Source organism: Persicitalea sp., assembly GCF_041751555.1.
Taxonomy (GTDB): domain Bacteria; phylum Bacteroidota; class Bacteroidia; order Cytophagales; family Spirosomataceae; genus Persicitalea.
Window position 1 is genome coordinate 1 of the sequence record NZ_JBGSXF010000719.1, and the last position, 13,126, is coordinate 13,126.

Genomic DNA, 13,126 nt, shown 5'->3' on the forward strand with positions numbered 1-13,126 from the left:
TATCCCTTCAAACCCGGTATGACGGCCTCGGTTGACATCATTACCGACCGTAAATCCAACGTCCTATCGGTTCCCATTGCCGCCGTAACTACCCGCGACACCAAAGCCGACAAGGGCACGAAGAAGCCGACAGATCCTGACAGCAATAATGATCAAGATGGCGAAGGCAAGCCACTCACGGAAGTTGAGCCAATCAAGGAAGTTGTATTTGTGGACAGCGCAGGCGTAGCCAAGCTGCGGGAGGTAAGAACCGGTATTAGTGATTTCGAGAACATCGAGATTCTGTCTGGTCTGAAAGCGGGTGAGAAGATCGTTTCGGGACCGTTCATAGTAGTGTCCAAAAGATTGAAAGGTGGCGACAAGATCGCCAAGAAGAGTGCGGAAAGTAAAAAAGATGGCGGAGATACAAAAGAAAGCAATGATTGATGCGTTCTAAAAGCGTGTTTATTCGATTTAGTTAAGGTTAAAAAAAGAAAATCCTTATGGCTTTGCCGTAAGGATTTTTTATTTCATGTATCTATTTTATTTTTTATCCACTATCTGGATTAAAAATATGCGTCAGGCGTATTGGTTTTCCTTCCCCAGATTTTTTACGAGCATGTAGTAGAACAGGGCGCGATACTTATTGCGGTTGGAACTACCGAAGGTTTCGCACACTTTTTGGATGGCGGCATCCAGGTCGGCGGAATCAGCCATACCCATTTTCTTGATCAGAAAGCTAGCTTTCACACGATTTAATTCGGCCTTGTCGCCGCAGGAAACCTTGGCCGAGTCGGCGTTGTAAATCGAAGGTCCGAGTCCTTTCGTTACTTTTGTCAGGAGATCGGCATCGACCGAAATACCAATCTTACCGGCCTCCTCCATGTAGGTGGCCATCAGGTCGTCAAACTTGCTCATAAATGGGGGTTGTTTAGGATTTAAAAAAATGGAAACTAACTTTCAATGAAATAAATATTTTATGATTTTCAAAGCTTAGACGCCCATTTGGTAAAAAAGACACTAAAAAATTATCGAGCGGTAAAAAAAACACGATGAATAAAGCGCATTTGAACAAAATAGCTGTCGTTGGCGGTGGTAGTTGGGCTACGGCACTTGTTAAAATCTTGTGCGAACAACCCAATAATCGGGTGCGTTGGTGGCTCCGCAGCAAGGCCGACATCGACCACATCCGCAACTACCACCACAACCCCCGCTACCTAAGCGACGTCTATCATTCGCCGAAAAAGGTGAAGGTGTACGGTAAAATAAAAGAGGCCGTAAAGGCAGCCCATTATGTAGTGTTGGCGGTGCCGGCAGCCTTCGTGCAGGAACCGTTGCAGTCATTAAAACCCGCCGACCTGGCTGGCAAGCGTATCGTCTCGGCCATCAAAGGCATGATCCCCGAGGCCAACCAATTGGTCACCGATTGGGTGGAAGAAAAATTTAGTGTTTCGCTATCTGACATCTGCGTCATCGCCGGACCCTGCCACGCGGAGGAGGTTGCACTGGAAAAGCAGTCGTATCTGACCATCGCCTCCACCAACCATGACTGCGCCACTGATTTTGCAAAACTTATAACTTGTCGTTACGTAACTGCGTACCCGCTGGCTGACCTCTACGGCGTGGAATACGCCGCCGTGATGAAAAACATCGTGGCCCTGGCCTGCGGCATTACGCATGGCCTGGGCTATGGCGACAATTTCCAGGCGGTCATGGTATCTAATGCCATGCTGGAAATCCGCCGCTTCGTAACGGTCGTCGATCCCCGCGAACGCGAAATGAGCGCATCAGCTTACCTCGGAGATTTGCTGGTAACGGCCTATTCGCAGTTTAGCCGCAACCGCCTTTTTGGCAACATGATTGGGCGCGGGTACAGTGTAAAGGCCGCCCAACTCGAAATGAAAATGATCGCCGAAGGATACTATGCGACCAAAAGTATTCACGCCATGAATGAACAGTACGGCGTAACGATGCCGATTACCGATGCGGTGTACCGCATTTTGTACGAAGGTACTTCCCCCAGCTTAGTCATGGATGAGCTGAAGCTGCAACTAAGATAACAGCAAACGGTTCAGATCTGAAAACTGATTATCCCTTCCTTCCCCTTAACTGTTTTAATAACATCTCACCTCAAACAAAGCCGCTGGAGAAGTAGTAGAAGGATGTGCCAGCTTGATTTTCAGGGTGGTAGTTTCGACAGGCGAATCGAACACGATTATATTTCTAGTTTGATGGTTGTCCATCTTCTCGAAAACTACCTTATTCCTGTCGTCAAATACCTGATACTCGCGTACGCAAAACGGCATTATGTTTTCGGGGTGCGGGATAAGTACGTTTTCGGCGGGATGGTCGTAGTCTGTGTCGAAGAATAACTCCATGCGTTTGATTTTTTTTGGTTCGGACCAGGCCAGCGTTAGCGTCGGCTCTGGATCTTCGAAGTCAGCGACCCACGCGTTGGGCTGATGCGTAGGTCGCTGCAAGCCGTTGCGGATATTTTCGACTTCGAATGCTCGTAAGCCTTCCTCTACTTTGAATGCCAGATTTTTACCTTTCGGACGCCGCTGCGGTACCCAAAACTCGAAAGTATCCACGCCGATGTCTTCCGTAGGCTCCTGCTTGCCGTAGTTCGACACGGCGGGATTGGTGGCGTTGAAGACCGAAAGCAGTCCCGTGATAAGCTGTGAGGAGCGCTTCAAGGCGATTTTCTCGTTTTTAAGGATCACCAGAAATGCGTAGGTAGCTTCGGCAAAATCAGATTGAAAATCAAGTTTTATGCAGTTTCTGCCTTTTTGGAGGGAAAAACTCTTTTTCTCCAAAACTACATCGGGCGAATGGCTGTCCTGGCGGCTGCACATCCGCAATTCTACGTCCAACTCAGTACTTTCAGAAGCATAGGGATGCAGTGTGATTTGGGGTACTTTGCCCGCACTTACCGGAATCATCTGGGCCGAAGCAAATTCCATCGGGGTAGTTTTGGACTCCTCGGGTAGTTCAGTCAGGCGTAATGTACTTGACGCCGTAATTTTAGCTTTCTGCACCAAATCCGCTTCATCTTGCAAAATCAGATTGGGAATATGCTGCCCATTTTTCAGTAATTCATTTTGCAAGATTTTTACGTTTTCTTTCTGGGCAAGATCGGCGGGAAGCCAACCTTTCTCCGCACAAATCTTTGCCGCCATCCCCACTGCCTGTCCGCCGTGGGCGCTGGTCGCCATGACCCGTGAGGAGCCAAAGGCCACGTGCGAAGCCGAGATGATGCGCCCGGCGACGAAGAGGTTCTTGACGTTTCTTGAATAATAACAACGGTACGGAATGCCGTAAATGCCCTTGCTGTGCCATTGGTTGCAGCCGGGCTTTTCGCTGAATACGCCATCGGCGGGGTGCAGGTCGATGCTCCAGCCACCAAAGGCCACGTCGTCGTAGTGCGGGCGTTGCTCAACGATGTCTTGCTGAATGAGCATGTAATCGCCCTCGAAGCGGCGGCTTTCGCGCTTGCCGGGGATGGTGCCGACCCATTCGAGGGTGAGGTTCTCAGCTTCGGGAAAATTGCCGGAATTTTTGATGTAATCCCACACGCCGTAAATCACCTTCCAGAGTTCCCACTTAATGGTTTCGGTTTCGTGTACGGTGTCGAGCCGGCCGCCGTACTCGAGCCACCAAAGCCAGCAGCCAAAATCCTGCGTGTTGAAACGTCGGAATTTGGGAATTTCCTTAGTTACGTCAATGGCGAAACTCGGCGCAACGTACTTGACAGGCTTGCCTACATTTTTAGAATAAAAATACATCGAATGTCCTAGTAACTCGCCGTATTCCGCCGTAGGCGCGAATTTCTCCCCAAACTCCTCGCTCGACTCGGCCCCCATGCGGAAGGCCGCACCCGCCAGAAAGCCTACAATACCATCGCCGGAAGCATCGCAAAAAAGCGGCGCGGTGAGTTCATACTGCGTGGAGTTTTGGGAACAAAAGGCAAGTACTTTAGTGATTTTGTCAGTGTCGTCCGGGTCTTTTTCCAGTTCGTAAACTGCGGTATTTAGCAACAGCGTGATATTAGGTTCACTCACAACCTTTTCCAGCGTGATCGTATCGAAGATGAGGGAATTACCCTCAGGGTTACGGTACATATTCTCGATCAGCAGCTCGTCGATCACGCCGCCTTCCCGCGCCCAGCGGTTGTTGTTGCCCATGTGCGAAGTCGCGCCAAGTACCCATAGCCGCACTTCGGACGAGGCATTGCCGCCCAGCACGGGACGGTCTTGAACAATAATAACTTTGATACCCGCACGGGCAGCGGTGATGGCGCAGCACACGCCCGACAGTCCGCCGCCCACGACGACGAGGTCGGCAGCGAGGTCGGTTTTTGTTGGATTTCTTTTATTGGTAGGATGGGATGTGATCATTTAAGCTTTGTTTTCATTAAATTTGTTAAAAATACTTTATCAAATGTCCGTAGTTCAATCTTTCAATCGACTCAGTAACTTGCAGTTAGAGTAGCTTAAACTTTATCCCTACAACGTCTCAGACGAAGTGGTAAAGGATATAAAAAAAATGCTGGCTCAGTATTTCTCCGCCAAGATCGACCAGGAAATGGATGAGCTTTGGGAGGAGAAAAATTGGAGCGATCAGACTATTCAGGATTGGAAAGGCGAACATTTACGTAGTCAGAATAGCCAATGATCGTAATCATCGACATTAATATCCTGCTTATTTCGCTCCCTAAAAAATCCCCATACCGTCCTATTTTTGACGCACTCAAAGACGGAAAATTTGAGTTAGTAATTAGCAATGATATTCTTTTTGAATACCATGAAAAACTTGCTGAAAAAACCTCAACCTCCGTTGCTGACAATGTTGTTAAACTTCTGCTTTCACTCGATAATGTTTCGCTGCAATATATTTCTTTCAAATGGGGGATCATGCAAAACGACCCCGATGACAACAAGTATGCCGATTGCGCATTGATAGCCAATGCCGAATTTTTGGTTTCAGAGGTCAGGCATTTCAACATTTTTCAAGGAATCAAATTACCCGCTTTGAAGGTCATTGGGATTGATGCGTTTTTGACATATGTTATTTCTTTACCCTGACCTCATACTTCGCCTTTGGGTCGAGGTTCCTGATAAATAAATGTTCCGTTCGTGCCGAAGCTACCTCCACCGTCTGCCACGCTTGCGGTTGCTTACCAATTTTCCGGTACTGGAAGGCATAGCCCGTCGCTTTTTTAACGGGTTCGTAAATAATCAGCAACTCGTCACCGTGCGGTACAGTAGCTTTGATTTTGGTCGGCGGTAGCGGTAGCCCGCCGTCGGGCGTGATGCTTCGCTCGGGCGACCACTCGCCGAGGGCGTAGTTGTCGCGCATACTTTGGAGGCGGTAATAATACGTCTTGCCATTTTCCAGCCCGGTGACGTGTAGCGTACCGGGATTGGTGGTCTGTACCGTCTTGGCGTTGGTGTAGTCGCTCGCTTTTTCCGTTACCTGAATTCGGTAAAAATAATCGTCGTTTGATACCCCGTAACCCACTGAAAAGCCGCGGTCTTTTACCTCGTCGTATTGGATTACGGGCGGGGGAAGTTGGCTAATTATTTTTACCGTTTGGATTTTGGAATTTGTTTCGCCCTTGGGATTGATGGCGACCAGTGCAATGCGATAGTTTTCATTGATCACTAAACCATCTATTTCCAAATAATTGTTGATCGTAGCCGCCGTTCCCTTACTCAGGTTCCCGATTCCGTATTTCAATTTGTACTCGGTGGCCGAGGGAATTTTATCGAAATACACCCGTACGGCTCCTGAATTCGGCGGAACGGAATTTATCACCGTTCGGAAAGTCAAAGCGGCTTTAATGGTAGGTTCGGCGGGTTTTTGAAAATAAAGCGTGGTATCGTACACGGCGTAATTTGTTGGCGACACGAGTTCGATTTTCAGCGCGGTGACGTTGGTTTCAACTTGCCATTTTATATCAAAATTTTGCTTTGAATCGCCGGGTCGCGTTGTTGGGATTTTTGTGAAATCCGCTTGCAAGGATTGCCCCTTTTGATCAAGAATTTGCCACACCAAATGATAATTGCGCAGCGTGAAAGCGGGTAAATCCAGCTTGCCGCGCGGCGTGATAATTACCTTCGCCGAAGCATTCATCAGGTTTCCAACGGCAAGATTCCTGATCGGCGCGAATTCCTTTCGCATCGACGCGTAGGCGCGTTTCTTCTGTCGATATACGTCCACGATTCCCCAGGGGCGGTTTTCCGATAGTTCTTTGGTGCCAAAAAATGCGGAGCGATAATCGTTGAATGTCCAGAGCGAACCACCCACCAGGTAAGGGTAGTAGCGTAGCGAGTCCACCAACGCGCTGGCTTCGATGTCGACGTCTAGATTTTCACTGAGTTGGCCCGCGCCGAACTCGGTATAAAAAAGAGTTTTATTTGGATACAACTCGTGCTGCCGCCGGGTGATGGGGCCGAGGTTATTGCTATACTTATTGATGGCACCCAAATCCGAAAACTGGATGATGTCGTTGGGCTGGGTAGCGGTGTGACTCACGACGATGGCCAGACGGGTACTGTCCTGCCGATGGGCGTCGGCAATAGCGCCTTCCACGTACTTAAGGGCCGACGGATTATGACCAATCTCATTGCCAATCGACCAGCCCACAATGGCCGGGTGGTTGTATTCCTTATTGATCAACCGATTCAGCCACTCTTTTGGGAGGGGATCGTTGGTGTCAGCCATCGTGTCGTAGCCCCATAGCGATACTTCCTCGAAAGTCATCAGGCCGCGTTCGTCCAAATAGTCGAGTACTGCCTCGGACAGCGGCAAGTGGCTCACGCGGCACAGGTTAGCCCCGGCTTGCTTCATCAGGTCGATGTCCTCCTTGTAGCGCCATTCGGGAAAGGTGTTGCCGTTGGTGCGGTCGTCCGGCACGAGGTTGTAGCCTATCAACCGCACGGACTCCCCGTTGAGTTTGAACTGGTACTTCTCGTTGTTTACCTCGATTTTTCGAATGCCGAAACGCGTCGGTTTTGACTTTGTTACCGTGCCGTTTGCCTGGGTGCTTTGAATGCTGGATTCGTACAAAAACGGATCATCGAAATGCCAGAGATGCACTTCCTCTTTGGCTAAAACCGCAGAAACGACCGTCGATTCCACACTTCCGGCGGGTACTTGAAAGCGAAAAGCTAACGGCGCACCGACCGCCTCGCCCTCTGCAGAAAGTTGTAAAGTACCTTTCGCTTCGGTGGCTTGGTCGCTGTGGTTTTGGTAAAAAATCCTGACGGCGACTTTGGCCGTACCCTTTTCCAAATCAGGTACCGCCGTAATATGCTGACGCACGAAGCGCAATGGGTCAGTCACTTCCAGCGTCACTGGACGACGGATGCCGCCCCAGTTCCAGAGCGCACCTCGCCGGAAAGTGTTGTCAGCACTTACGACGAGGACGTTGGGTTTGTCATAGACGAGGTACTTTGAAACCTCGAATTCGAAGGGGAAAAAGCCAATGTGATTTTCTCCCAAAAGTCGCCCGTTCAACCAGACTTTGGCTTGGTTATACACTGCTTCGAAGACGATGCGAACTATCTTGTCCTTCCAGGCTGATGAGGCAATGAATCTTTTGTGGTACCAGGCTTTGCCGACGTAGTGCGCGTACTCGTTGCGCAAGTCCCAGTTGCCGGGGACGTTCATTGTGTCCCATTGGTTGGGGGAGAAATCTTTTTTGTACCAGCCTTGGGCTTCGCCTATGTCGTTAGGGTCAGTGCGGAAATTCCAATCGCCGTTAAAGCTATTGATGCTGACTGCGTCAATGACGGACTGGGCGTAGGAACCTGTTCCGTAAAGGAACAGCACTAAACAAATCTTAAAGGCCGTATATGCGCCGTTTTTTCTCATTCAAGTTGCCACCCCTACGGGGTTTTCGGATTGATTTCTTTGTTCTTTCTGCTACCGCCACTGAGGTTAGGCTCCGCTGGGGCCGGGTACTTTCGGGTGTTTTTTAGTGTCGTCCACGCCACCCAGCCTCCCACAGCCACAATGACCAATCCAATCCCCACAATCAACCCTATGTCCTTGCCGCCATTAATCCCCAATGCTGCAATGCTCAATCCCGTAATCACGAAGCTAATGGCGATGGCCCGCAGCGCGAAAGTATTTTGGGATAAAGAAGCCGCTGAGGCCGCTTGGGAAGCCTCCACCGTTACTGCCTTGTCTCGCGTCGTGTACCAGGTTAGGTACTGACTATACTGCTGGTCCTCGGCTTTGTTTCTAAAAACTACCCACTCAAAGATCGCCAGCATTGCCATCGGCAACCCGATGCCCAGCGACATTTCGGCCGCGCGACTCAGCGAAAAATCAAAAATTGCGGGCGCCAAGAATTTGAAAAATATTCCCACCGCCAGACTTACCAAGGCTACCGTCAGGATAGAATGCGCGTTTTGCCGCTTCGAGAATAGTGTCCAGACAACAGGCAGCAGCAGCGAGCCGCCCGAAATGGCTCCCACACTGAGTACCAGGTTCACCAGCCCTCCGATGTGCGGCACGGATAGCGCGATGCCGATGGTGATAAGGCCGAAGACGGCCGTCATGCCGCGACCGATGCGCACCTGCGTCTTTTCGCTGGCGTCGGGATTGATGAGTTTTTTGTAAACATCGTTGGTAAAAACCGCCGCCAGCATATTGAGCAGCGTATTGGCCGTACTCGCCGTGGCCGACACCATCGCGGCCAGCATCAGCCCCACCAGTCCGGCGGGCAGTACGAGTTGCGCCATAAGAATGTAAGCCCCCTCCGATTCCAGTCCCGACAAATCGGGCTTGAGCGAGCGGAAAATCATCGGCGGCAGCATCCACAGAAACGGACTGACGGAATACAAACCCGCAAAAAGGTAGGCCACCTTCTTCGACTCGCGCGGGGTGCGAACGCTGGTGTACCGCTGCACATAAGCCCAATTTCCTCCGATGAAAACGATGTGAAATAGCGTGAAAGCCAGCACAAAACCCAGGGAAAATTCTCCGTTGAATACCTTGAAAAAATCGGCGGGAACCTCTTCGACAAAGGTCGAAAAGCCATCGGCGCGTTCCAGGGCGAGGGGAACCAGTATCAGCACCGCCGCCAGCAGAATCACAAATTGCAGCACGTCCGTGACCAGCACTGCCCACAAACCGCCCATCGCGGTGTACAGAATCACCATCAAGCCCAGCACGATAATGCAAGTTTCGAGCGAAAAAGGCGTGGCGACGTAAACCAACTTCCCGACCGGGTAAAGTACCCCGCCGATAGTGAAAAGCGTGAACAATGTGAGCAGGTAGGTAAAAAGCTGTTGTACCCGTACGCCCAGCCGACGACCGATGTATTCGGCGGCCGTCAGGGTGCGGGTACTTTTCCAGCGGGCAGCGATGAAATGGGCCGTCACCAGCCCCCCGATGCACATCGTGAGTTGAATGGTGATGGCGACAAAACCCAGGTCGTAGGCAATGGAACCCCAAACGACGAAAGTGCCCGCGGATAAGAAACTCATGAACAGCGATAGTCCACTCACCCACCAGGGCGCAGACTCCCCGGCGGCAAAGAAGGACTTGGCGTCGGTACCCGTGCGGGCGAAGGCCAGTCCCAGAACGAGCTGGAAAACCGCGAAGGCGGCCATGACAATGAAATCGAGATTTTCCAGCGGAAGCGTTTGAAGTTAGTAGTTGAAAATGATTACCTCGGTCTTCGGGCTTCAAACGCCTCGCACCTCCTCCAAATAGCATCGCACTTCAAAAATCCGGGCAAGTTCGTCGCCTTGCGTTCGCTGGACTTTGATGCGAATGGACTCCACTTCTACTGGTTCGAATAGATTCTCGACCCGCCGCAGGTAGTTATTCTCTACTTTTGCTAAAACCTGGCTCCCATTCTTAGTCTGCGCTTCGATGATGTAGTCGGCCACGGTTTCGGGCTGGGGGCCACGTTCCTGACTATTGTACACGCCGTCGTCGCCCGATAGCATCAAGCGCCGATGCGATCCGGTGTCGAAGGTAAGCTGCACATTGCTGATCTTCACGGGCTTATTCCAGGAAATTTTCAACCAAGGTTCGCCGCCCTTCATTTCGGCTTGCCATTGGTGGCTGTTGCCGTCCATGATGTCGCGGTTGGTACCATCGAGGACATTCGCGGCAACACCCGCCTTGGTCTCGGCAGAAGCCTTGACAGTCGCTTTTTTCGCTAAGTCCTTATCATCTTCATTTTTCACTCCTAGCATGGATTGATCCTGACGGAGCAATTGCTGTTGGAGGCGGCTCAGATGACTTGCATCGTTACCCAGTTGGGTAAGCATAGTGCCGTTGTTGACGCAATAAGCCACGCCCGTTCCCACCGCTTGCCCCATTGTGGCGCAGGTAGCCATAACCCGCGTAGAGGATAGCGCCACGTGCGACACGCTGACGTTTCGCCCGGCCATGAGCAAATTCTTGATGCTCTTGCTGTACAAGGATCGGAACGGAATCGAGTAGGGGGCTTTTAAGGGGATTGAAATGTAGGGGACCATGTCGGTGCTGCTCATTCCTTCGGGCGGATGGTCGTCGAGCGGCCAACCCCCGTAGGCGACGCGGTCGGGGAAGAGTTTGGCGTTCTGGATGTCGTCCTGCTTCATAATGTAATCGCCCACTACCCGGCGGCTCTCGCGCTTGCCGGGAATCATGCCGACCCAGGCCAGGGCCATGTTCTCGGCCTCGGGGTAGTTGCCGGAGTTTTTGATATAATCCCAAACGCCGAACAGAATCGTCAGCAGGTCGTGCCGTAATTCCTGACCATCTTGTATAATATCCATTAGTCCGCCCAGTTCCAGCCACCAGTAGCCATATTCCAACCCTCTGATATTTCGGTGGATGAAGTCTTTCTTCGAGTACTTCTTAGCCCAAACGGGCGGCGTGTAAGGCATCGGGCGATCGTGCTTGCTGGACATGAACAGCAGGCTATTTCCCATTGACTTGTTGTCGGCTACGTCCACGGCCAGCGACTCGCCCCAGCGAGACTTGGCTTCGCGGCCCCGCATGAAGTCGGCCCCGGCCTGGGCGGCCATCGTGGCGTCGCCCGTGCAGTCGGCGTAGTATTTGGCCTTGATTTCGTAAATGCTCTCCGTTTGGGAGCAGATGGCCCTGATCTTCTTGATTTCGCCGCCGCCGACCTCCGTTTCGTAGAGCACTGTGTCGAGCAGCAAGGTGATGTTAGGTTCGGAATAGACTTTATCGTACATGATGAAGTCCCAGATTTCAAAGCTGCGCTGGGGATTCTCGGCGGCTTCGGTCAGAAAAAGTTCTTCCATAATCCCCGTCTCGCGCCAGGGCTGACCTTTCAGGGCCGTGGCCCCGCAAATGTGCATCCTGATTTCGCTGCTGCCATTGCCGCCCAGTCGGGAACGATCCTGGATGAGGATGACTTTGGCCCCGTTGCGGGCGGCGGAGATGGCCGCGCAAACACCCGCCATACCCCCTCCGGCAACCAGAAGGTCGGTATCGTATTTCTTGACTTGGTACACCTCTTTTGCCGCCGACCGAGCTTGTTCCACTGGACTCTTCCCAAATAGGGTTAGCGGGCTAGTAAAAAACGCTCCTGAGCTAAGGCCTGCGGTTTTTAGAAAATCTCTTCTTTTAGCTTCCATGAGTTTAGGTTTTTAGTTTTTGGGAAAACATATTGCCACAATTGCTTATTGGTTAGCCTTTTGTAGCGATTTAACTTTTACCTTTTGTTGGTCGGTTAGTTTTGGAGAAACATTTTGAAGTTCGGCGACGGACTCAGGTGTCAGCGGAATACCCTTCAATCGATTGATGATTTCGTTTTGCATTTCAAAATTCAGATTGCCGATCATCCCGACTAGTTTGAGCTGGTAGTCCTTCTCTTTCCAAATATGTGCTGGTAGTTTCTCGACGGCGAAAAACGGTACGTATTCATCACCGATCGCGACCAGATGCATTAACTCGGGCAGGTATTTTTTTGTGGCGTCGATTGGGATTTTGGTCAAAGCGTAGTATTGGTAGTGGTAGTCTTCCGAGCGCAGCATTTGTACCAAGAGCGAGTCGTCGAAAAAACCCTCAGTATGTTGCAGGATTTTCCGGGCTGCTTCGCCGTTGACGATGTGCCACAGACGGTGGGTCGTATATAATGCTCCGCCAACTACCTCGTCTTTGATCGTCGTGCTGGTGGCTCCGGTTGTGGCATCCACCACGGCGGAGGTTCGCTTCACGCTGTTATCCACCAGGCTTTTCATGTCATAGTCGCGCAGTAATGAGGTTTTATTGGCCAGAATCTTTTTCAATTTTACATGATCGGCGGCATCAAATTTCTCGTGGTCAAACTTGGTGAGTGGAGCTTCTGGCGGCAGACGGTAATCTTTAAAATTCCCCAAAAGATCCCAGAACAAATCGATCTCAACTAAATAGCAGAGACTATCCTTGCAAACGGGCGTTTCGACGTGGCTTTGGTAGTGGTCAGGTTCGTCATTTTCCGCATAGGCTAGATTTACCGCCACCCGGACCGAATCTTCCATGAAAAATACAAAAGCTTCCTCCGTCCTAACGACCCTGTGGTTGTTAGGAGCCAGGGCCATGCAAAGGCCCAGCACGCTGATGAGGAGGAAGGTTTTTTTTAGCAAAACTAGTTTTTGGTCAAAGGTCGTCCGGTGTAGCGATCTGTCTTGTCAGCGATAATATGATCGGTAGGTTTCACGTCTTTCGTTTCCGCGCTCCATTGAGCTATTGCCGTAGTTAAGGATTTAACTCGCGCTTTTTGGGCGGGATCGCGAGCGATGTTTTCAAGTTCGTAGGGATCGTTTTTCAGATCAAACAATTCCACACGTGTTCTCGGATGTTGAAAAAGTAGTTGCTGGGCGGGCGATAATTTACCCGCCTGTTTTTGTTCATAAAGGCTTAGCCAGGAGGGACTTTCGGCAATATCGGATGGAGAACCGAAGGGGAATTTCTCGTACGCTCCATTCACAATCAGCTTGTAGCGATCCGTTCTTACGCTACGCATGTGTTCGTCTATACCATGCCAGTTCCGCTCGCTGAATGCGTAGTAGCGTACTGTTGTTTTTTGATTGGTAAAAATCTTTTGCAACCCCAGGCCAGGCATTTCGGCGGGCTTCTCAATTCCGGCGACTTGCAGGATAGTGGGGGCGAGGTCGATGGCACT

At 50.9% G+C, this 13,126-nt stretch carries 10 protein-coding genes and 1 pseudogene; 4 read left to right on the plus strand and 7 right to left on the minus strand.

The genetic code is table 11. From position 1 onward, the window contains the following. Positions 1-426: pseudogene (locus tag ACEW8P_RS25095) on the plus strand (efflux transporter periplasmic adaptor subunit); the annotation flags it as partial. Positions 427-558: 132 nt separating this feature from the next. Here ACEW8P_RS25095 and ACEW8P_RS25100 read toward each other — a convergent pair. Beyond that, positions 559-897: a DUF2853 family protein gene (locus ACEW8P_RS25100; protein ID WP_373515808.1), complete on the minus strand. Its 339-nt coding sequence runs from the start codon at positions 895-897 to the stop codon at positions 559-561. Positions 898-1,031: 134 nt separating this feature from the next. Here ACEW8P_RS25100 and ACEW8P_RS25105 point away from each other — a divergent pair, with 134 nt between their 5' ends. Then, positions 1,032-2,039, plus strand: coding sequence for an NAD(P)H-dependent glycerol-3-phosphate dehydrogenase (locus ACEW8P_RS25105; protein WP_373515809.1), 1,008 nt, complete (start codon positions 1,032-1,034; stop codon positions 2,037-2,039). Between the two features lie 54 nt (positions 2,040-2,093). On the opposite strand, the gene ACEW8P_RS25110 is transcribed toward ACEW8P_RS25105, so the two are convergent. Further along, a complete protein-coding gene (locus ACEW8P_RS25110) occupies positions 2,094-4,376 on the minus strand; it encodes an FAD-dependent oxidoreductase (RefSeq protein ID WP_373515810.1) in 2,283 nt (760 codons plus the stop codon). Between the two features lie 148 nt (positions 4,377-4,524). Here ACEW8P_RS25110 and ACEW8P_RS25115 point away from each other — a divergent pair, with 148 nt between their 5' ends. After that, positions 4,525-4,653, plus strand: coding sequence for a hypothetical protein (locus ACEW8P_RS25115; RefSeq protein WP_373515811.1), 129 nt, complete (start codon positions 4,525-4,527; stop codon positions 4,651-4,653). Continuing rightward, positions 4,650-5,063, plus strand: a complete 414-nt coding sequence (locus tag ACEW8P_RS25120; RefSeq protein ID WP_373515812.1) for a putative toxin-antitoxin system toxin component, PIN family — start codon at positions 4,650-4,652, stop codon at positions 5,061-5,063. The genes ACEW8P_RS25115 and ACEW8P_RS25120 overlap by 4 nt, the downstream gene beginning before the upstream one ends. Here the strand turns inward: ACEW8P_RS25120 and ACEW8P_RS25125 are convergent. The 5 genes from ACEW8P_RS25125 to ACEW8P_RS25145 form a co-directional block, all read right to left on the minus strand. Next, on the minus strand, positions 5,047-7,857 hold the full coding sequence (locus ACEW8P_RS25125) for a sugar-binding domain-containing protein (protein WP_373515813.1): 2,811 nt from the start codon (positions 7,855-7,857) through the stop codon (positions 5,047-5,049). The genes ACEW8P_RS25120 and ACEW8P_RS25125 overlap by 17 nt on opposite strands. Before the next feature lie 14 nt (positions 7,858-7,871). Further along, entirely contained in the window at positions 7,872-9,605 is a 1,734-nt protein-coding gene (locus tag ACEW8P_RS25130) for a sodium:solute symporter family protein (protein WP_373515814.1), read from the minus strand. Positions 9,606-9,680: 75 nt separating this feature from the next. After that, positions 9,681-11,597 (minus strand): FAD-dependent oxidoreductase, encoded by a 1,917-nt coding sequence (locus ACEW8P_RS25135; protein ID WP_373515815.1) that lies wholly within the window; start codon positions 11,595-11,597, stop codon positions 9,681-9,683. 45 nt (positions 11,598-11,642) lie between these two features. Beyond that, positions 11,643-12,587, minus strand: a complete 945-nt coding sequence (locus tag ACEW8P_RS25140) for a hypothetical protein (RefSeq protein WP_373515816.1) — start codon at positions 12,585-12,587, stop codon at positions 11,643-11,645. A gap of 2 nt (positions 12,588-12,589) precedes the next feature. Then, the coding region (locus tag ACEW8P_RS25145; protein ID WP_373515817.1) for a sulfatase/phosphatase domain-containing protein at positions 12,590-13,126 on the minus strand (537 nt) is incomplete at its 5' end.